We start from the raw sequence: 18,466 nt of genomic DNA on the forward strand, positions 1-18,466 counted from the left end.
GTATTGAAAGCTTTGCCAGTCTCCGCCCGCATGTGAGGAGAAACAGATGACATTGCCTTCAATCGTGATTGCCAGCGCTGCCCGCACCGCTGTCGGCTCTTTCAATGGCCACTTCGCCAATACGCCCGCCCACGAGCTTGGGGCAACGGTCATTGAGGCCGTGCTGGAACGGGCTGGCGTTGCGGCGAGTGAAATCGATGAAGTCATCCTCGGTCAGGTACTCACCGCAGGCGAAGGGCAGAATCCAGCGCGACAGGCGGCCATGAAGGCCGGCATTCCGCAGGAAGCAACCGCTTTTGGCGTCAATCAGCTCTGCGGTTCCGGCCTGCGCGCCGTCGCACTCGGCATGCAGCAGATCGTGACGGGCGACGCGGCCATCGTCATTGCCGGCGGACAGGAATCCATGTCCATGGCGCCCCACTGCGCCCATCTGCGCGGCGGTGTGAAGATGGGCGATTTCAAGATGATCGACACCATGCTGAAAGACGGCCTGACCGACGCCTTTTACGGTTACCACATGGGGATAACTGCCGAGAACATTGCCCGCCAGTGGCAGCTTTCCCGTGATGAACAGGACCAGTTCGCCGTTGCATCGCAAAACAAGGCCGAAGCCGCACAGAACTCCGGCCGTTTCGCCGACGAGATCGTGGCCTTTACGGTTAAAGGCCGCAAGGCCGATATCGTCATCGATGCGGATGAACATATCCGCGCCGGCGCCTCTCTCGAAACAATGGCAAAACTGCGCCCGGCCTTCGACAAGGAAGGCACGGTAACGGCAGGCAACGCCTCCGGCCTCAACGATGGCGCAGCCGCCACGCTCCTGATGTCGGAGCAGGAAGCGGCAAGGCGCGGCATCAAGCCGCTGGCGCGTATCGCGTCCTGGGCGACGGCCGGCGTCGATCCGCAAATCATGGGAACCGGTCCCATCCCCGCCTCTCGCAAGGCTCTGGCCAAGGCCGGCTGGTCGATTGGCGATATTGGCCTGGTCGAAGCCAACGAGGCCTTCGCCGCCCAATCCTGTGCGGTGGTGCGCGAACTCGGCCTCGATCCCGCTATCGTCAACGTCAACGGCGGCGCAATTGCCATCGGCCATCCGATCGGCGCTTCCGGCGCGCGCGTCCTCAACACGTTGATCTACGAAATGCGCCGTCGCAACGTGTCCAAGGGTCTTGCAACGCTCTGCATCGGCGGCGGCATGGGTGTCGCCATGTGCATCGAAGCGCTCTGAAGGCCGCAACGCCGTTTTCCAGAAAGCAATTCCGGTTCAGCGAACAATAGGGTAGAAGCAGCCTCCCATTGGCCGCATTTCTATGGCCGTTGAGCACGACACGAATTTCAGCAGGATGAAGCATCCTCGCACATATGCAGGCGCTTCAATGACAGGTCATGGAGGCCTATATGAGCCGGGTTGCGTTGATTTCCGGCGGGACGAGCGGCATCGGCGCCGCTATCGCCCGCGCCTTGAAAGCTGCCGGCTACCGGGTGGCCGTCAACTACGCCTTCACGACGGACAGGGCGGAAGCATTCCAGAAAGAAACCGGAATTCCCGCCTTTCAATGGGACGTCCGCGACTATGATGCCTGCGTGAATGGCATTGCAAAAGTGGAAGAAACCTTCGGTCCGGTCGAGGTGCTGGTCAACAATGCCGGCATCACCCGCGATGCAATGTTTCACAAGATGACACCGCAGCAGTGGCGTGAGGTGATCGACACCAATCTCACCGGCGTCTTCAACATGACGCATCCCGTCTGGCCGGGCATGCGCGACCGCGGCTTCGGACGCATCGTCAATATTTCCTCCATCAATGGCCAGAAGGGGCAGGCGGGGCAGGCCAACTACTCCGCCTCGAAGGCAGGCGATATCGGCTTCACCAAGGCGCTTGCGCAGGAAGGTGCCAGCCGCAACATCACTGTCAACGCCATCTGCCCCGGCTATATCGGCACGGAAATGGTGAGAGCTATTCCGGAAAAAGTGCTGGCCGAACGGATTGTGCCGCAAATTCCCGTCGGCCGTCTGGGCGAACCGGAAGAAATTGCGCGTTGCGTCCTGTTTCTGGTGTCAGACGAGGCCGGCTTCATCACCGGCTCCACCATGACGGCCAATGGCGGGCAATATTTCTCCTGACAACGGTGCACGTAGCTGTCGCGGCAATCGAAAGCGGTAAACTTTTCGTGATAATTGCTGCTGCGATTTTGCGGAGCACAAAAACTTGAACATAAAACACCGCAATAATGAAACCGCTAAACCGATGAAAACACGATAGTTTTCGTATAGTTTAGAATGAGTCTAGAAATCTGCCGGGCTTTTGGAAGGAGGTTTTTCTTGACATTTGGTGTCCTGTTTTGGTTTAAGAACGAAAACAACGTGTTGCGTCATACAGGCAGTCCATCATGCTGGTTTGCAGCTGCAATTACATCACCGATCACGATATCCGGGACGTCATCAACGAGCTCCTGGATGAGGACTGTTGGCAGCTGATCGTCCCTGCAAAAGTGTATCACGCCATGGAAAAACGCGGTCGCTGTTGCGGCTGTTTCCCGACCGTTGTCGACCTGATCATCAAAACCACGGAAGAATATCACGCCCGTCGCCACTCGACTGAGGCCGATGTTTTTGATTTTATGTCCCGCCTGAAGCGATTCCATGAAGAGAACAGGAGAGCGGACATTGAAAGGCGACAAAAAAGTCATCGAGCGGCTTAACGAGGCCCTTTTTCTCGAACTCGGTGCAGTAAACCAATATTGGCTTCACTACCGGCTTCTGAACGACTGGGGCTACACCAAGCTTGCAAAGAAGGAGCGTGCAGAATCCATCGAAGAGATGCAGCACGCCGACAAGATCATCGATCGTATTATCTTCCTCGAAGGCCATCCCAACCTTCAGACCCTGGCGCCGCTGCGCATCGGCCAGAACGTCAAGGAAGTGCTGGAAGCGGATCTCGCCGGCGAATACGACGCACGGACCTCCTACAAGAAATCCCGTGATATCTGTTCCGAGGCCGGAGACTACGTCTCCATGAAGCTTTTTGAAGCTCTGCTGATTGACGAGGAAGGCCATATCGACTTCCTCGAAACTCAGCTTGACCTGCTCGGCAAGATTGGCGCGGAAAAATACGGTCAGCTCAACGCCGATTCCGCCAACGAAGCGGAATAAGCTTTCGCAATAGATCAGAGAAAAGGCGGCCACAGGCCGCCTTTTTTATTTGCCGGAAAGATGCTGGAACTCCGCCACGACCTTCTCGTAAACCGCACGCTTGAAAGGTACGATCAGCTCGGGAAGGCTTTCCATTGGTTTCCAGCCCCAGGCGTCGAATTCGGCCGTATGCCCGGTCGGGGGCGGGTCGATCTGTATTTCGCTTTCATCGCCATCGAAGCGGAACGCGAACCAGCGCTGCGCCTGCCCACGATATTTGCCCCTAAGGCCGATACCGATCAATTCGGCCGGCAGGTCATAGTGAATCCAGTCGCTCGCTTCCGCAAGCAACGTCACCGATTTCATGCCTGTCTCTTCGTAGAGTTCGCGAATGGCGGCCGTCAAAGGCCGCTCTCCTTCGTCGATGCCACCCTGCGGCATCTGCCACAATTGCGGTGAGCCATCATATTCTGAGTTACCTTCCCTGATACGCCGGCCGGCCCAGACCAGGCCTTCGGCGTTCAGAACCATTATTCCCGCACAGGGACGGTAAGGCAAATCTTCTGCTTTGATTGTCATTGGAAACCCGCATTGTCTGGGCGCCTGAAAGGCGCGGAAATGGCCGCCCGGAAGGTTTACTGTCCCGCCTGCTGCGAAACAAGCGCAGAAACACCGACAATCTCGATACCCCGCCCACCGGCTTCCCGAGACCACTTAGAAATGGCGACGATGCTTTCGTCGAAAGCCGACGCCACACCGATCGCCTGGCCGTTACGGCGCGCGATCCGCTCCAACTCGTCCAGCTTGCGTAAAATCGCAGCTTCGGTCACGTCACCGTCGAGCAGCACATCGGCAAACCCCTGTGGCGCGGAGATGGCCTTGGCAATCCCGCCGCTCAAAGACTGCGCCGACGAGGCATCATCCAGAAAAAGCAGCCCGCGCTTGCCTATGTCACGCATAACCGGCTCCAGCGCCGCCTGCTCGGAAAGGAAGCGCCCGCCAAGATAATTCATGACACCGGTATAATTGGTGATTTTTGCCATGGAACGGTGCAGCCGGTCCATGTTGACCTTCGCCGGATCGCCCGCCAGCAGCGTGTCCGGACCGGGATTGGTTCCGGGATAGCCGAAAGGCTCCAGGGGTATCTGCAGGAGGATTTCATGTCCCTCCCTGCGTGCTTCCTGCATCCACCGCTGCAGGCTGTTGCCGCTCGCGGCGAAACCGAGCGTCACTTCCGGCGGCAGTTCCCGGATCGCTTTTTGCGAACCTGTCTGGCTGAGACCGAGACCGCCCACTACGATTGCTACCCGGGTGCCGCGTGCGCCGGACCAGGGCCTTGCATATTGCTCCATCGGCCGCAAACCGTCGGCACCGATGATTGGCAGCCGGCCAAAAGCCGTCTCTTCCAGCAATTCGTCATTGGGCCGCATCGCCATGCGCGGGTCCTGACCATAGGTCTGGCCGCTCATCAGGACCGGTCCGTCGGCATCACGCGGACGAGGAGAATAGACCGATACGACGTTGCCGTCCGGCATGGTCGACCGGTTGATATTGGCGCCGGAACGTCCGCTTTCCGGCTGCAGACCGGCCGTTACGCCGGAACCCGCACTGTCGGTCGCCGCTGTTTCCGGTTTATTTTCAGGAAGCTTGGGCTGAGTATCCGGCTCAGCCGCCGTCCTCTGCAAATTACCCGTAGACAAGGCCGTATAGACGGAAAGCCCGCCGATCGTCAGAACGGCAAGTGCAGACAGAACCATAATGACGGAAAAGCGCCGGTTGATACCGGCGCTTTTTTTCTGACGACCCAGAAGCGGTTTTCGCAGGTCCGAAGACAATGAACAATCCGTCCAAACGGTTGGGCAATGGAGACAACGCGCCGGCTGACCGGCGCATCCATCTTACTGCTTGTTGACCACAGCCTTTTCCGGATTCGGCGGGAAAGACGGATCCGTCTTGGTGCCGCGCAACAGGTCCAGCGCATAGTTGAGCTGGATGTCATCCTTGGCTTCCGGCGGAACGTAGGCGGAGGAACCCGAACCTTCGTCCGTTTCGCTCTGGCCCTTGATGTGGCCGGAAAGACCGGATTCACCTTCGGTGGTCACCTTGCCCTGCAGTTCGGGCGGCAATGGCTGTTCGACCTTGATATCGGGCTCGATGCCCGTGCCCTGGATCGACTTGCCCGACGGCGTGTAATAAAGCGCCGTGGTCAGGCGCAGCGCACCTGCCTCGCCGAGCGGAATGATCGTCTGGACAGAACCCTTACCGAAGGAGCGGGTGCCGACCACGGTCGCGCGACGCAGATCCTGCAGCGCACCGGCGACGATTTCAGAGGCCGAAGCAGAACCGCCATTGACGAGCACGATCACCGGCTTGCCATCGGTCAGATCGCCTGCCGTCGCATTGAAGCGGCGGGTCTCGTCCGGGTTGCGGCCACGGGTCGAAACGACTTCGCCACGCTCAAGGAAGGCGTCAGAGACATTGATCGCCTGATCGAGCAGACCGCCCGGGTTAAGGCGCAGGTCAAGCACATAGCCCTTCAGCTTGTCGGCAGGCACATCCGCCTTGATCTTCTTGATCGCCTTTTCGAGGTCGTCATAGGTCTTTTCGGTAAAGGAGATGACACGCAGATAACCGACATTGTCGCCTTCAACACGGGACTTCACCGCACGAACGGCAATGACATCACGCATGACGGTGAATTCGAGCGGCTTGTCCGCGCCCTGACGGATGATCGTCAGCTTGATCGGCGTCTTGACCGCACCGCGCATCTTTTCGACAGCCTGCTCCAGTTTCAGGCCGCGAACCGGCGTACCGTCGATCTCCGAAATGAAGTCACCCGAAAGAATACCCGCGCGGGAAGCCGGCGTGTCATCGATCGGTGTAATGACCTTGACCAGCTCGTTTTCCATGGTCACTTCGATGCCGAGACCGCCGAACTCACCCTTTGTCTGGGTGCGCATATCGTTGGCATCCTTGGCATTCATGAAGCTCGAATGCGGATCGAGCGAGCTCAGCATGCCGTTGATGGCATTTTCCACCAGCTTCTCGTCATCCGGCGGCGTCACATATTGTGCACGCACACGCTCGAACACGTCGCCAAAGATCGACAATTCCTTATAGGTCGAAGGCCCGGCCGCCTGTGCCGGCATGCTCGCCGAATAAATCACGCTCATCGCCGTGGCGCCCATAAGCCCACCGATAAGGAGAAGCGAAACCTTACGAATCATTGTGCGCCCTTCCGGTATTTTTTGCGGTCCACCACGGTTGGGAATCAACCGGCACACCATCTTTCCTGAACTCAATGTAAAGCGTTGGCCTGTCGGTTTCCAGCGCCAATGCTGCTGCACTCGCTACTCTTTTTGCACCCATGGAGGCGATGGGCTCTCCGGAGAACACAAACATTCCCTGCCGTGTCCTCACATTGTCCATGCCCGTCATCACCACATGATATCCATCACCCGTATTGAGGATGATCATCCGGCCGTAACTGCGAAAATCTCCGGCAAACACCACAAAGCCGTCTGCAGGCGCCGTCACGATGGCTTCCGGTCCGCTCGCAACGACAATTCCCTTGGAAAAGTGGCCAGTACCATCCGCATCGCCGAAGCGCCGAAGCACCTCGCCCGCAACCGGAACCTCCAGCTTTCCCTTCAAACTTGCGAAGGGATATGCGGGCGCAATACGGTTTTTATCAGGCATTCCCGCCTCGGCCGCAGCACGCTCTTTTTCGCGCTCCGCCTCGGAAAGACGGGCCAGCCGCTGCTCTTCCGCCCGCGCCTTTTCCATCGCCTCCCGCACCGAGGTAATCTCGCCTTCAAGCGAACTGACCAGCCCCTCGAGGCTCGTCGCCTTGCTCGCAAGCTCTTCAGATCGCTTGCGTTCCGCCTCCAGCTCCGCCGCCGTCTGGGTGTTCTTGCGACCGTTTTCAGCCAGCAGCAGGTCGAGGCGTTTTTCCTCTTCCAGACTTGCCGTCATCATACCCGTAAGATCGTCCTTTTCGCGAGCGATTGCCTGCCTGAGATCGGTCAATTCTTTGAGAGCGGAAATCAGCTTGTCAGTTTCACCGCGAATACCTGGAACAACGGCGCCGAGAAGAATGGCGCTGCGCACCGAAGCAAGCGCATCCTCCGGCGAGACCAGAAGGGCAGGCGGCGGATTTCGTCCCATGCGCTGCAGCGCGGCCAGAACCTCGGCAAGCACACCGCGTCTCTCCCGCAAGGATGCCTTGACGCCATCTTCGCGAACCGAGAGCTTCGCCAGACGATCTTCGCCGTCGCTGATCTTGGTTTCGAGGGCCTTGCGCCGGGCAGCCGATGCGATCAGCTCCTCCCGGATACGGGCACTGTCCTGATTGAGGGATGCGATGCTCTCCTCGAGATTGCGGGTCTTGTCTTCGGAAAGGCCGATGCTGTCGACCAGTTCCTCCAGATCCTGTCGGTTCTGGTCCCGGCGCTTTTCCAGCGTTTGCAGCGCATCCGGCGACGAATCATCGCCTGCGGCGGGAACGGCGCCCGCATCGTCCCGCGAATAGGTCGGACCGATCCCCATGACGAAAACAGCAATAACCGCGCCCGCAAGGGCAGCGTGCCGTTTTCGTTGAGACCTGTTGTCCATGTGAACTTTCTTTGATGCCGAAGCAGGAGCGCCGATATTAGGGATTTTGCCGCGATCTTCCAAGAGGCCCTGGAAAAGCCGCCGCCAAAGCCGTGCGCTGTCAGCGGTGTCGCGGAGCTTCATGTTGAAATTGAGACAATTCGCCGAATCGAAACCCGTTCAAACGCGATGATAGGGATGGCCGGAAAGGATCGTGACGGCCCTGTAGAGCTGTTCGGCGATCAAAATACGAACGATCTGATGCGGCCATGTGAGCTTGCCGAGATTGAGAACGGCGACCGCCCTGTCGTAAAGGGCCGGGTCGAGACCGTCGGCGCCACCGATCGCGATCACGAGATCGCGCTTGCCGCTATCGCGCAAATCACCAAAAAATGTCGCAAAACCTGGGCTGTCCAGCGCCTTGCCGCGCTCATCCAGAAGCACGAGAACCGCCCCGTCGACCAGATGTTTTTCAAGCATCGCCGCTTCTTCGCGCTTGCGTGTCTCGGCATTCGACGCACGGCTTTCCGCGACCTCTATCACCCGCGAAAACTCCAGCCCGATCGCCGGGCCGGTCTTGGCTAGACGCTCGATATAACGGGTCGCAAGATCCTTCTCCGGGCCGGATTTAAGCCGCCCCACCGCAAAAATCGAAATCCGCATCGCAAACCTGCATTCGTCGTGACCCAACAGGGTCACGCTCTTAACAGCATAGCCTGCGGATTCCTATGCGGCCGGTTCGCTTTCCGGCCAGACGCACCGGCCCGACATCAAACGAGATAGTCGGGAAGCTCGATGCGCAACAAGGCTCACCGCGTCAATGCAGCGTTTCTTCCGGCATATCCGGCGTCGCCCACATTTTTTCAATGTTATAGAAGGCGCGGGTTTCCGGACGGAACACATGAACGATGATATCGCCGGTATCGATCAGCACCCAGTCTCCGGTCTCGAGACCTTCGACGCGGGCGTTTCCGAACCCTTCACCCTTCATATCTTTAAGAAGATGCTCGCAAATCGCCGAGACATGCCTGTTCGATCGCCCGGAGACCACAACCATGTAGTCCGCAAGCGCCGATTTTCCGGCAATGTTGAGAGATACGATATCTTCGGCCTTGGAGTCCTCGAGGCTCGCGAGGACGGTTTCAAGGGCGTGGTCGGCGGCATCGGCGCCACTGTCCTGGCCCTTCGGGATAGCAACAAATGCTCTTCCCTTGGCGTGTACTGTTGTCAGAGGTTTTCCCTTTCCAAGAATGACAAAACAGGTACTGGCGACGCGATTCTCTGCGTCGCTCAATAAAGGTGGCACCAAAGCATTAACTTTTCAAGATATGGAGGCTTCGGCTTCTGGCGCATACATCATTTGTGATCATGCGTGTCATTTGTGACCATTACGCAATGCCGTGGAGCTGAGCGTGGAGCGCGGGCCATGGATGAAAACCCAGGCAGGGGCGCGTTTCTTCCACAGGACCCCCGCATCGTCCTCATCTATCCGCGCCTGACTGAAGGCCTGCGCCATGGTGGAGGAGAGATAGGAGAGGGTGGAGCCCGGCCGGTCAATCACCGCAATCGGAAAAGTCTCGGCAATCTCCCGCCATTTCTGCCAGCGATGGAAGCTTTTCAGATTATCGGCGCCCATGATCCAGATGAACCGGACATGCGGATTTTTCGCCTTCACCTTGGCAAGCGTATTGGCCGTGTAGCTGATTCCCAGCGATTTTTCGAAGGCCGTCACCTTGATGCGCGGATCGCTGACCAGCCTTTCGCACGCAGCGATGCGGTCCTCCAGAGACGCCAGTTCCGAGCGGCTTTTCAGCGGATTGCCCGGTGTCACCATCCACCAGAGCTGGTCGAGACCCAACCGGCGCAGCGCGATTTCAGCAACGAGGGCATGACCGGCATGCGGCGGATTAAAGGAGCCGCCGAAAAGCCCGACAACCATGCCGCGCTCCGCATGCGGCATGGTGAGATAACGTCTGTCGAGGCGTTTCTCGGTCGGCAAAATCAGGTCCGTGTCTGGCCGGTGCCATGCACCCGGTATTTGAACGAAGTGAGCTGCTCGACGCCGACAGGGCCCCGCGCATGCATCTTGCCGGTGGCGATGCCGATTTCCGCACCCATGCCGAATTCACCGCCATCGGCAAATTGCGTCGAGGCATTGTGCAGCAGAATGGCCGAATCGAGTTCGTTGAAGAACCGCTCCACCACATCAGGATCCTCGGCGATCACCGCTTCGGTATGATTGGATGAATAGGTGCTGATATGATCGATGGCGCCGGATATACCGTCAACGACAGCAACCGAAATGATCGCATCGAGATATTCGGTTCGCCAGTCTTCTTCCGTCGCCGCTTTCAGGCCCTCAACCGCATTGCGAACGGCCTGTGAACCACGCACTTCACATCCGGCCTCGATCAGACCCTTGATGAGCGGTTCCAGATGCGTGGAAACGGCAGCGGCATCCACCAGCAGGGTTTCGGCCGCCCCGCAAATGCCGGTACGGCGCATCTTGGCATTCACGACGATGCGTTTCGCCATGTCGAGATCGGCCGAGCTGTCGACATAGATATGGCAAATACCTTCCAGATGCGCAAAGACCGGAACACGGGCTTCAGACTGCACCCGCGCAACGAGGCTTTTACCCCCGCGCGGCACGATCACGTCAACAGTGCCATTCAATCCGCCAAGAAGCGCACCCACGGCAGCACGATCTGTGACCGGCACCAGCTGAATGGCATGTTCGGGAAGTCCGGCGATCTTCAGGCCCTCAACGAGGCAGGCATGGATAGCACGCGATGAATGTTGCGAATCCGAGCCGCCCCGCAGGATCACGGCATTGCCGGCCTTGAGGCAGAGCGCCCCGGCATCCGCCGTCACATTCGGGCGGCTTTCGTAAATCACACCGATCACGCCAAGCGGCGTGCGCACACGCTCGATCTTCAGCCCGTTCGGACGATCCCAGGCGGCAATGACTTCGCCGACGGGGTCGGGCAGCCCGGCAACCGAGCGAATGCCTTCGGCAATGCCGGCTATCCGCGCATCGTTTAGCGTGAGCCTGTCGATGAAGGAGGCGGCAAGGCCGGCATTATCCGCCGCGGCCAGATCTTTCCTGTTGGCCGCAAGGATCGTTTCTCTGGAGGCCTCTATCGCGGATGCCATCGCAAGAAGCGCGCGGTTCTTCTGTTCAGTCCCTGCAATGGACAACGGTCGCGAAGCAGCTTTTGCCTGAGCGCCGATGGTCATCATCAGCGCATCGATATCATGGCTCTGCTTCACGGCCTGTTCAGGCATGGACCTCATCCTTCTTCGCATTTTTGACTTTGACGGCAGCACCGGTCATCACCAGATCGTCGCGATGGATCATCGCCGCACGTCCGACATAACCGAGGATCGCCTCGATCTCGTTCGACTTGTGGCCGATGATGAGACGCGCTTCTTCCGCATCGTAACCCGCAAGACCACGCGCGACCTCGCGGCCCTCCACGCCGATGATGGCGATGGCATCACCACGACCGAAATTGCCCTTAACCACCCGCACGCCCGCGGGAAGCAGGCTTTTACCGGCATAGAGGGCTTTTTCCGCGCCGGCATCCACATGGATTTCACCGGCCGGCTGCAACTGCCCGGCAATCCAGGTCTTGCGCGCCGTCACCGGTGTGCCTGATGGCGCAAACCACGAGGAGCGGGCACCGTTTTCGATCGCCTTCAGCGGATTGAGCGTCTTACCGGAGGCGATGATCATGCCGCAGCCCGCAGCCGTCGCGATCTTGCCCGCATCGATCTTGGTGCGCATGCCGCCACGTGAAAGCTCGGAGGCCGCACCGCCTGCCATGGCCTCGATCTCAGGTGTGATATCCGCAATCGTCTCAAGGAATTTCGCATCCGGATCGAGATGCGGTGGTGCAGTATAGAGCCCGTCAATATCCGACAGCAGCACCAGAAGATCGGCACCCGTCATGGTCGCGACACGCGCCGCCAGACGGTCATTGTCGCCATAACGGATTTCGGTGGTCGCGACCGTGTCGTTTTCATTGATGATCGGTATGGCACCGATCTTCAGGAGCTGGTTGATGGTCGCCCGCGCATTGAGATAACGGCGGCGCTCCTCGGTATCGGAGAGCGTCAGCAGAATCTGGCCCGCGACAATCTCATGCCGCGACAGGCTTTCCGACCACGCCCGCGCCAGGGCAATCTGGCCGACTGCGGCGGCCGCCTGACTTTCCTCCAGCTTCAATGCGCCGGAGGGCAGGCCAAGCACGGTACGGCCGAGCGCGATGGCGCCCGAAGACACGACCTGCACATCCGCGCCGTTTTTCTTCAGCGCGGCGATATCCTCGCAGATGGCGTCAAGCCAATCCTTCTTGAGCCCGCTTTTCCGGTCCACCAGAAGTGCCGAACCAATCTTGATGACGATCCGGTGATGGCTGGCCAGCGGTTTGCGGGTCAGGCTCATAGGCGATCGTCCTCTTCCTCAACCTCGCTCTCGGCAGGCATCGAACGATCGGGAAGGGCGGTTTCGCCGCCATGGCTCGCCGAGACAATGATATCGCGAAGGGCACGCAACGCTTCCGTCATGCCGATATGGGCGGCAGCAGACAACAGGAGCGGCGGACGACCACAGGCCTTCTCCAGTTCCTTGGCCTTCTTTTTCAGCTCTTTTTCATCGAGCACGTCGATCTGCGACAAAGCCACGATTTCCGGCTTGTCGGTCAGCCCGCCGCCATAGGCATCCAGCTCGGCCTTGACCGTCTTATAGGCCTTGCCGACCTTTTCTTCCTGCGCCGAGACGAGATGCAGAAGAACGCGGGTACGCTCCACATGACCGAGGAAACGGTCACCGATGCCCACACCTTCATGCGCGCCTTCGATGAGGCCCGGAATATCGGCCAGCACGAATTCACGGCCATCGATGGTCGCGACGCCTAGGTTCGGATGCAGGGTGGTGAAGGGATAATTGGCAATCTTCGGCCGCGCACGGGTGACAGTCGCGAGAAATGTGGATTTGCCCGCATTCGGCAGACCAACAAGACCGGCATCGGCGATCAGCTTCAGGCGAAGCCAGACCGTCTTTTCCTCGCCGGCAAGACCCGGATTGGCATGGGTGGGCGCCTGGTTGGTGGACGACTTGAAATAGGCGTTGCCGAAACCGCCATTACCGCCGGCGGCGAGACGAAAGCGCTGACCTTCCTTGGTGAGGTCGACAATCAGTGTTTCATTGTCTTCCTCGAATATCTGCGTACCGACGGGTACCTTCAGCACCACATCCGAACCCTTGGCGCCGGTGCGGGTCTTGCCCATGCCGTGCTGCCCGATGGAGGCCTTGAAATGCTGCTGGAAGCGGAAATCGATCAGCGTGTTGAGGCCGTTGACCACCTCAACCCAGACATCGCCGCCGCGTCCGCCATCGCCACCGTCAGGACCGCCGAATTCGATGAATTTTTCGCGCCGGAAGGAAACAGCGCCTGCGCCACCATCACCGGACTTGATATAGACTTTTGCTTCATCGAGAAATTTCATCGGACTGCCGTTCTGTCGGTTTGCGGGCGCATTCGTCAATCGCGTTGCGCCAAACAAAAATATCGTCGTTTCGAATACAAGCGCTTCTTCACGAGGTCAAAGACTATCGTGCGGGAAGCCCCTGCGTGAGACAAGGTCGGTTTGGGATAAACCGGCCCTGTTCAAAGCATCGGGCCGAAAACTGTAATGGTTTTCGGCCCGATGCTCTTCAGGTGTCAGCGATGCGGCGGAATGAAATCCTCAGCCGTGATCACCGTATCGATATGCGCCACCATGGCGGCACGCGCCGTGGCATAGATCTGGTGGCAGCCGGTCACCCGGAAGCCCAGTTTCTCCTGCACACGCAGGGATGCAGGGTTATCCGCGAACACGCCGGAATGGAGAACCACCCCCGGCATGCGGCGGAAGAACCGCTCGACCACAGCAGCCACCGCCTCGGTCATGTAACCCTTGCCCCAGTAGAAACGGTTGAGCCAGTAGCCCAGATGCCACTCGCCGTGCCGCAGCTCGATCGAGACAACCCCGATCAGGGTATCGTCACCACTGGTGATGGCGAAATCCCAGTCGGGCAGGGTGCCGGAGGTGCGCAGAACCAGCCATTCCAGCGCATCCTGCCTGTGGTAGGGTGCGGGAACACGAGCCAGCATCCTGGTCACGGCGAAATCGCCAAGCGATTCCGCAATGCTGCCAGCGTCGGAAAGCCGCTGCGGGCGCAGCACCAGACGCGACGTCTCAATGACAGGGCAGGGGCCGGGCGGCGCTGCGGTTGCAGCTGCACGGCGACGGGTAAGCTCGAGCGTGCTCATCCCATATCCCCCCAGCTCTTCAGCGAAACCCAGGTCTTGCGGTCCAGCCGGTACCATTCAACCGGCACCATGCCGCCCAGCGCCAGCGAACCAACCATGCCGGAGCCCTGGAACTGGAAACCGCACTTCTGGATGACGCGACGCGAGGGAATGTTGGTGACCCGGCAACGCGCATCGATCTGGTCGATTTCACGCGTGCGGAAGGCCATGTCGATCAGCGCATGCGCGGCTTCCGTCATGTAACCCCGGTTCCAGTAGGGTTCCCCCAGCCAGTAACCGATCTCCAGCGTCTTTTCGTCTTCCTGGGGTTCCAGCGCGCAGCAGCCCAGAAACTCGCCATTGTCCATGCGGGTAATCGCATAGACGCACTTGCCAATCTCGCCAGCTTTGGTGCGTCGCACGAAGTCCGCGGCGTCTTTGGCCGTGTACGGGTGCGGCATACGCGACACCATGGTCGCGATATTGGCGTTGTTGGCAAGATGGGCAAGGGCGTCGATGTCTTCTTCGTGAGGCTTGCGCAAAACCAGCCTCTGCGACAGTAAAACGGGGCAATCGCTCCTCGACCGATCGGGCCTCGGCCGTTCCTCGGGTGACCGTGATTGGTCAACCCTCAACAATTCAGCTTGCATGGTTCAGTCCCTCCTTGGGGTTAAAGAAAAAGGGGAGTTGGGTGGTGCCCCATCTCCCCTGTTTTCTTGACTGAACCTGATACGTCTCAGCCGGGTCGATGGGACACCGGCTGCATATGACGCTTACCGGCTTATTCTGCGGCTTCCGCTTTCGGAGCCACGGATACGAACACGCGGCCGTTGGCCTTCGTGCGGAAGTTCACGTTACCTGCGGTCAGTGCGAAAATCGTGTGGTCCTTGCCGATGCCGACATTGGCGCCCGGATGCCACTGCGTGCCGCGCTGACGCAGAATAATGTTGCCTGGAATGACGGCTTCGCCGCCGAACTTCTTTACGCCAAGGCGCTTGGATTCGGAATCGCGACCGTTACGCGAGGAACCGCCAGCTTTTTTGTGTGCCATTGGAGTTCTCCTTTAAACCTTGTTTCCCGTGTCGCGCCGATCAGGCAGCAACGATGTCCGTGATGCGGACGACAGTGTGATGCTGACGATGGCCGCGCGAACGCTTGGAGTTCTGACGACGACGCTTCTTGAAGGCGATGACCTTCTTGCCGCGATTGTGCTCGACAACTTCAGCCTTGACGATGGCGCCCTTGACAAAGGGTGCACCGAACTTGGCGTCGGCGCCTTCGCCAACAACGAGAACTTCGGTGAATTCTACAGTTGCGCCTGCCTCTGCTTCCAGCTTTTCGATGGTCAGCACGGCGTCGGCCGCTACGCGGTACTGCTTACCGCCGGTCTTGATGACTGCGAACATTTTTTATCCTTTCATGTTCGTTCCGGCTCTGCCCGCATATGCAAGCTGGCCGTCTTTTTATCAGTCGGAGTAGCGGAAATCCGTCAGGACTGAATGCCCCTTTGAATGTCTGCCGGTGAAGCCGCCTTTTGAGGGGCGGAATAAACAGAAGGCGCACTACGCCATCAATTTGGGTGCCGATTACGCGAGACGTCAGTTTATGTCAAGATGACGACGGCTTGAAAAGTAACTGTAACGCCAAGAATTTCATGCTTTTTCGGCAGGTGAAGCAGTCGGGTCTCGAAATTTGTGCAGCAAGTGTTTATATGGGCCTACCAACAAGGAGCAGAAATGGCCCGCATAGACCAGACCGACGATTGGCGGGACCGCCATGCGCCGACACTTTCCGCCTTCGAGTCGCTTGCGATCGAGGCGTATGGCCACCTGCCAGAAGAATTCCGCGCTTTAACGAAGGATCTCATCATCGAGATCGCCGATTTTCCGACCGATGACGTGTTCGAAGACATGGCACTCGAAACACCCTTCGATCTTCTCGGACTGTTTGAAGGACGCGGCATCTCCGAACGTTTCACCATGGAAACGGGCGAAATGGTGAACCGCATCACGCTTTATCGCCGCCCCATTCTCGACTACTGGGCCGAGAACGAGGAAACGCTGGGCGACATCATCACCCATGTCCTCATCCACGAGATCGGCCACCATTTCGGCCTCTCGGATGATGACATGGAGCGGATCGAGGAAAGCGCTGACGAGGCCGCGGCGGAGCGATAGCCCCGCCGACGGCGCGTCTTATTGCTCGCCGAGCTTCATATCCGGATGGTATTCCTTGCCCTCGACCACCTTGGTCACGGCCTGGCCGCAATGCATCACGCCGCTTGCGGCGTTGAAGGCGTAGCTCGGCGAACCGGCAAGCTCCCATCCCTTGTTCAGCGCCTCGGTGACCCGATGGCAGAACTTCGAGTCATCGGGACCAGTTATGAAACGATAGACCTTCACGTCTTTTTTGCCTTTCTCTGTGCGATGATATCGGCCATGGCAACCAGCCTCTCGGCCTGCCCCACATGCAGCCGTTCGATCATCCGCCCGTTCATGTTGATGACGTTCAATTCCATAGATTCAGGTTTTGCGAAAGCGGCAATAATCTCTCTCGCATCCGCAACAGCGGCATCATCTGGCGCGAAGCGCCGATTGGCCGGCTCAATCTGTGCCGGGTGGATCAGCATCTTGCCATCGAACCCCATGGCGCGACCCTGTTCGCATTCACTGTCAAAAGCTGCAATGTCTCGAAAATCGTTGGACACGCTGTCGATGACATCAAGGCCATAGGCGCGGGCGGCGAGCACCACCTGCATCATCCAGGGCACGAGATAGGTTCGCCCGGGGAGGACTGGAACACGCGTTTCCTTGCGCAGATCGTTGAGCCCGATTACAAAGGCGGCAAGCCGCGCATCCGGCGTATGGGCAGCGTCGGCGATGGAGGCGGCGTTCAAAACACCCAGCGGCGTCTCAATCATTGCCCAAATTTTCAGGTCCTGGGGCGCATCGGCCTCCGCCAGAAGGTCGGCCACATCATGAATATCTGCGGGCTGCTCCACCTTCGGCAGTAAAACCGCATCCGGCCGGCAGGAAAGCACAAGCTTCAAATCCGCCGCCCCATCAGGCGTGGAAAGCGGATTGATACGGATAATGGTCTCGCGTCCGGCAAATGGCGCGTCCGAAAAAAGCCTGCTGAGATTTTCCCGCGCTGCGCCCTTCATCTCCGGCGCAACGGAATCCTCGAGATCAAGGATTACCCCATCACAATCGAGATCGCGGATTTTTTCGAGCGCTCTGGCATTGATGGCCGGAACCGACAGCAGCGAACGGCGCGGTCTCACAAGAATATTTCCGAAAAAATTAGTCATGCCGCACTTGTGTCAAGCTTTTGTGACATCTGCAACCTGACAATCCACCGAATCCTCTTGCAAGCCGGAAGAAGAAGGCCCACATTCGTCTAGAAAGAAAGGTTGAATCATGCAAGGCATCCGTTCATTTTTCATAGCCGCCTCCGGCATCGCAATTCTGGCGATTGTCGCTCTTTTCACGGCGTCGCTCACTGTCGCTTTTATCGGTGTACTCGCCGTTCTTAGCGCTGCCCGTCTGCTTTCGGCGCGTCTGAAGCCGGCCCCCATTCCGGTCAAGCCCCGCAACCAGCGCGATATGCGTGTCTGGAACGACGGCAAAGGCACGATTATCGATCTCTGAGATCGTTTGATCCGGTCAAAATGCGCGGGCGCCGTACGAGGCGTACCGAAGAACGCGGGTTTGCGCTTCTAAAGCGCCGAGTTTTGCAGTATTTCCCGGCAGAGAACATGCGGCAGGTTTTGGCCAGTGCCGGATTTTGTTCAAGGGAAACACGGGAAGCGACAGATGGAAAAGTTCACGAAGCTGACGGGCGTTGCGGCGCCCATGCCGGTTGTAAATATCGACACCGATATGATCATTCCGAAAGACTATCTGAAGACCATCAAGCGCACTGGCCTCGGAAAAGGCCTTTTCGCCGAGTCGCGTTATCTTGAGGATGGATCGCCAAACCCGGATTTCGTGCTGAACAAACCCGCCTACCAGAACGCCCAGATCCTTGTCGCCGGCGACAATTTCGGTTGCGGCTCCTCGCGCGAACATGCGCCATGGGCGCTTCTCGATTTCGGCATCCGCTGCGTGATTTCCACCAGCTTCGCCGATATCTTCTACAATAACTGTTTCAAGAACGGCATCCTGCCGATCGTCGTCAGCCCCGAAAACCTCGAAAAGCTGCTGGACGATGCGTCGCGCGGATCGAACGCCGTTCTCTCCGTCGATCTGGAAAGTCAGGAAATCAGCGGCCCCGATGGCGGCACGATCACCTTCGAGATCGATGAATTCAAGCGCCATTGCATGCTGAACGGTCTTGATGATATCGGCCTGACGCTGGAACATTCCGGCGCCATCGACACGTTCGAAAAGGCAAATGCCTCGGTCCGCCCCTGGGCCTGACCACATTTCCGCTCTTCAAAA

Annotated in this window: 23 protein-coding genes; 7 read left to right on the plus strand and 16 right to left on the minus strand. The window is 58.6% G+C overall.

Annotation, left to right across the window (positions count from 1 at the left end; translation table 11 throughout):
• The first annotated feature begins 46 nt into the window (after nt 1-46).
• The 4 genes from AGR13A_RS13790 to bfr all read left to right on the plus strand — a co-directional run bounded on the left by AGR13A_RS13790 (nt 47) and on the right by bfr (nt 3,153).
• Nucleotides 47-1,228 (plus strand): acetyl-CoA C-acetyltransferase, encoded by a 1,182-nt coding sequence (locus AGR13A_RS13790; RefSeq protein ID WP_080836261.1) that lies wholly within the window; start codon nt 47-49, stop codon nt 1,226-1,228.
• 170 nt (nt 1,229-1,398) lie between these two features.
• Nucleotides 1,399-2,124 carry an acetoacetyl-CoA reductase gene (phbB, locus tag AGR13A_RS13795; RefSeq protein WP_080836883.1) on the plus strand — a complete coding sequence of 242 codons (726 nt, stop codon included), beginning with the start codon at nt 1,399-1,401 and terminating at the stop codon, nt 2,122-2,124.
• A gap of 266 nt (nt 2,125-2,390) precedes the next feature.
• Nucleotides 2,391-2,702 (plus strand): (2Fe-2S)-binding protein, encoded by a 312-nt coding sequence (locus tag AGR13A_RS13800; protein ID WP_080600126.1) that lies wholly within the window; start codon nt 2,391-2,393, stop codon nt 2,700-2,702.
• Nucleotides 2,668-3,153 (plus strand): bacterioferritin, encoded by a 486-nt coding sequence (gene bfr, locus AGR13A_RS13805; protein WP_045019385.1) that lies wholly within the window; start codon nt 2,668-2,670, stop codon nt 3,151-3,153. Before AGR13A_RS13800 ends, bfr begins: the two co-directional genes overlap by 35 nt.
• 45 nt (nt 3,154-3,198) lie before the next feature.
• Here bfr and AGR13A_RS13810 read toward each other — a convergent pair whose 3' ends face one another.
• From AGR13A_RS13810 to rplU, 14 genes are all read right to left on the minus strand, one after another.
• Entirely contained in the window at nt 3,199-3,711 is a 513-nt protein-coding gene (locus AGR13A_RS13810; RefSeq protein ID WP_080723072.1) for an RNA pyrophosphohydrolase, read from the minus strand.
• A 56-nt stretch (nt 3,712-3,767) separates the two neighbouring features.
• On the minus strand, nt 3,768-4,967 hold the full coding sequence (locus AGR13A_RS13815; protein WP_080836265.1) for a divergent polysaccharide deacetylase family protein: 1,200 nt from the start codon (nt 4,965-4,967) through the stop codon (nt 3,768-3,770).
• Nucleotides 4,968-5,030: 63 nt separating this feature from the next.
• The gene (locus AGR13A_RS13820; protein ID WP_080836267.1) at nt 5,031-6,359 is read right to left on the minus strand and encodes a S41 family peptidase; all 1,329 of its coding nucleotides are present in this window, start codon (nt 6,357-6,359) and stop codon (nt 5,031-5,033) included.
• Entirely contained in the window at nt 6,349-7,746 is a 1,398-nt protein-coding gene (locus AGR13A_RS13825) for a murein hydrolase activator EnvC family protein (RefSeq protein ID WP_080836886.1), read from the minus strand. The genes AGR13A_RS13820 and AGR13A_RS13825 overlap by 11 nt, the downstream gene beginning before the upstream one ends.
• 159 nt (nt 7,747-7,905) lie before the next feature.
• The gene (rlmH, locus tag AGR13A_RS13830; protein WP_080836269.1) at nt 7,906-8,388 is read right to left on the minus strand and encodes a 23S rRNA (pseudouridine(1915)-N(3))-methyltransferase RlmH; all 483 of its coding nucleotides are present in this window, start codon (nt 8,386-8,388) and stop codon (nt 7,906-7,908) included.
• Between the two features lie 154 nt (nt 8,389-8,542).
• Complete coding sequence (rsfS, locus tag AGR13A_RS13835) at nt 8,543-9,019, minus strand: ribosome silencing factor (protein WP_208612398.1); 477 nt, start codon at nt 9,017-9,019, stop codon at nt 8,543-8,545.
• Nucleotides 9,020-9,100: 81 nt separating this feature from the next.
• Nucleotides 9,101-9,724: a nicotinate-nucleotide adenylyltransferase gene (locus tag AGR13A_RS13840; RefSeq protein WP_035221854.1), complete on the minus strand. Its 624-nt coding sequence runs from the start codon at nt 9,722-9,724 to the stop codon at nt 9,101-9,103.
• A 2-nt stretch (nt 9,725-9,726) separates the two neighbouring features.
• Nucleotides 9,727-11,013: a glutamate-5-semialdehyde dehydrogenase gene (locus AGR13A_RS13845; protein WP_167377501.1), complete on the minus strand. Its 1,287-nt coding sequence runs from the start codon at nt 11,011-11,013 to the stop codon at nt 9,727-9,729.
• Entirely contained in the window at nt 11,006-12,175 is a 1,170-nt protein-coding gene (gene proB / locus AGR13A_RS13850; protein ID WP_003492672.1) for a glutamate 5-kinase, read from the minus strand. Before proB ends, AGR13A_RS13845 begins: the two co-directional genes overlap by 8 nt.
• Nucleotides 12,172-13,239 carry a GTPase ObgE gene (gene obgE, locus AGR13A_RS13855; RefSeq protein WP_003492674.1) on the minus strand — a complete coding sequence of 356 codons (1,068 nt, stop codon included), beginning with the start codon at nt 13,237-13,239 and terminating at the stop codon, nt 12,172-12,174. The genes proB and obgE overlap by 4 nt, the downstream gene beginning before the upstream one ends.
• A 215-nt stretch (nt 13,240-13,454) precedes the next feature.
• Nucleotides 13,455-14,045 carry a GNAT family N-acetyltransferase gene (locus AGR13A_RS13860; RefSeq protein WP_003492677.1) on the minus strand — a complete coding sequence of 197 codons (591 nt, stop codon included), beginning with the start codon at nt 14,043-14,045 and terminating at the stop codon, nt 13,455-13,457.
• The gene (locus AGR13A_RS13865; RefSeq protein WP_035221861.1) at nt 14,042-14,674 is read right to left on the minus strand and encodes a GNAT family N-acetyltransferase; all 633 of its coding nucleotides are present in this window, start codon (nt 14,672-14,674) and stop codon (nt 14,042-14,044) included. Before AGR13A_RS13865 ends, AGR13A_RS13860 begins: the two co-directional genes overlap by 4 nt.
• 131 nt (nt 14,675-14,805) lie before the next feature.
• A complete protein-coding gene (gene rpmA, locus AGR13A_RS13870) occupies nt 14,806-15,075 on the minus strand; it encodes a 50S ribosomal protein L27 (RefSeq protein WP_003492686.1) in 270 nt (89 codons plus the stop codon).
• 40 nt (nt 15,076-15,115) lie between these two features.
• Nucleotides 15,116-15,430, minus strand: coding sequence for a 50S ribosomal protein L21 (gene rplU / locus AGR13A_RS13875; RefSeq protein WP_003492690.1), 315 nt, complete (start codon nt 15,428-15,430; stop codon nt 15,116-15,118).
• A 330-nt stretch (nt 15,431-15,760) separates the two neighbouring features.
• On the opposite strand from rplU, the gene AGR13A_RS13880 reads away from it, so the two are divergent.
• A complete protein-coding gene (locus tag AGR13A_RS13880; RefSeq protein WP_003492693.1) occupies nt 15,761-16,201 on the plus strand; it encodes a metallopeptidase family protein in 441 nt (146 codons plus the stop codon).
• A gap of 18 nt (nt 16,202-16,219) precedes the next feature.
• On the opposite strand, the gene AGR13A_RS13885 is transcribed toward AGR13A_RS13880, so the two are convergent.
• Complete coding sequence (locus AGR13A_RS13885) at nt 16,220-16,426, minus strand: DUF1737 domain-containing protein (protein WP_003492695.1); 207 nt, start codon at nt 16,424-16,426, stop codon at nt 16,220-16,222.
• Nucleotides 16,423-17,334 carry an HpcH/HpaI aldolase/citrate lyase family protein gene (locus AGR13A_RS13890; RefSeq protein WP_167377502.1) on the minus strand — a complete coding sequence of 304 codons (912 nt, stop codon included), beginning with the start codon at nt 17,332-17,334 and terminating at the stop codon, nt 16,423-16,425. Before AGR13A_RS13890 ends, AGR13A_RS13885 begins: the two co-directional genes overlap by 4 nt.
• Nucleotides 17,335-17,443: 109 nt before the next feature.
• Here AGR13A_RS13890 and AGR13A_RS13895 point away from each other — a divergent pair, with 109 nt between their 5' ends.
• Both AGR13A_RS13895 and leuD read left to right on the plus strand, forming a co-directional pair.
• The gene (locus AGR13A_RS13895) at nt 17,444-17,674 is read left to right on the plus strand and encodes a hypothetical protein (RefSeq protein WP_020809819.1); all 231 of its coding nucleotides are present in this window, start codon (nt 17,444-17,446) and stop codon (nt 17,672-17,674) included.
• A 165-nt stretch (nt 17,675-17,839) separates the two neighbouring features.
• Nucleotides 17,840-18,445, plus strand: coding sequence for a 3-isopropylmalate dehydratase small subunit (gene leuD / locus AGR13A_RS13900; RefSeq protein WP_020809820.1), 606 nt, complete (start codon nt 17,840-17,842; stop codon nt 18,443-18,445).
• The last annotated feature ends 21 nt before the right edge of the window (nt 18,446-18,466 follow it).

The sequence above is a fragment of the Agrobacterium genomosp. 13 str. CFBP 6927 genome, assembly GCA_900012615.1.
Lineage (GTDB): Bacteria > Pseudomonadota > Alphaproteobacteria > Rhizobiales > Rhizobiaceae > Agrobacterium.

Excerpts from the sequence above, each read along its gene's own strand:
- AGR13A_RS13810 (WP_080723072.1), bottom strand. The coding sequence starts at position 3,711 with ATGACAATCAAAGCAGAAGATTTGCCTTACCGTCCCTGTGCGGGAATA.
- obgE (WP_003492674.1), bottom strand. The coding sequence starts at position 13,239 with ATGAAATTTCTCGATGAAGCAAAAGTCTATATCAAGTCCGGTGATGGT.
- leuD (WP_020809820.1), top strand. The coding sequence starts at position 17,840 with ATGGAAAAGTTCACGAAGCTGACGGGCGTTGCGGCGCCCATGCCGGTT.
- AGR13A_RS13845 (WP_167377501.1), bottom strand. The coding sequence starts at position 11,013 with ATGCCTGAACAGGCCGTGAAGCAGAGCCATGATATCGATGCGCTGATG.
- AGR13A_RS13800 (WP_080600126.1), top strand. The coding sequence starts at position 2,391 with ATGCTGGTTTGCAGCTGCAATTACATCACCGATCACGATATCCGGGAC.
- AGR13A_RS13790 (WP_080836261.1), top strand. The coding sequence starts at position 47 with ATGACATTGCCTTCAATCGTGATTGCCAGCGCTGCCCGCACCGCTGTC.
- AGR13A_RS13860 (WP_003492677.1), bottom strand. The coding sequence starts at position 14,045 with ATGAGCACGCTCGAGCTTACCCGTCGCCGTGCAGCTGCAACCGCAGCG.
- AGR13A_RS13825 (WP_080836886.1), bottom strand. The coding sequence starts at position 7,746 with ATGGACAACAGGTCTCAACGAAAACGGCACGCTGCCCTTGCGGGCGCG.
- AGR13A_RS13880 (WP_003492693.1), top strand. The coding sequence starts at position 15,761 with ATGGCCCGCATAGACCAGACCGACGATTGGCGGGACCGCCATGCGCCG.
- rlmH (WP_080836269.1), bottom strand. The coding sequence starts at position 8,388 with ATGCGGATTTCGATTTTTGCGGTGGGGCGGCTTAAATCCGGCCCGGAG.
- AGR13A_RS13890 (WP_167377502.1), bottom strand. The coding sequence starts at position 17,334 with ATGACTAATTTTTTCGGAAATATTCTTGTGAGACCGCGCCGTTCGCTG.
- phbB (WP_080836883.1), top strand. The coding sequence starts at position 1,399 with ATGAGCCGGGTTGCGTTGATTTCCGGCGGGACGAGCGGCATCGGCGCC.
- AGR13A_RS13895 (WP_020809819.1), top strand. The coding sequence starts at position 17,444 with ATGCAAGGCATCCGTTCATTTTTCATAGCCGCCTCCGGCATCGCAATT.
- rplU (WP_003492690.1), bottom strand. The coding sequence starts at position 15,430 with ATGTTCGCAGTCATCAAGACCGGCGGTAAGCAGTACCGCGTAGCGGCC.
- rpmA (WP_003492686.1), bottom strand. The coding sequence starts at position 15,075 with ATGGCACACAAAAAAGCTGGCGGTTCCTCGCGTAACGGTCGCGATTCC.
- AGR13A_RS13820 (WP_080836267.1), bottom strand. The coding sequence starts at position 6,359 with ATGATTCGTAAGGTTTCGCTTCTCCTTATCGGTGGGCTTATGGGCGCC.
- AGR13A_RS13865 (WP_035221861.1), bottom strand. The coding sequence starts at position 14,674 with ATGCAAGCTGAATTGTTGAGGGTTGACCAATCACGGTCACCCGAGGAA.
- proB (WP_003492672.1), bottom strand. The coding sequence starts at position 12,175 with ATGAGCCTGACCCGCAAACCGCTGGCCAGCCATCACCGGATCGTCATC.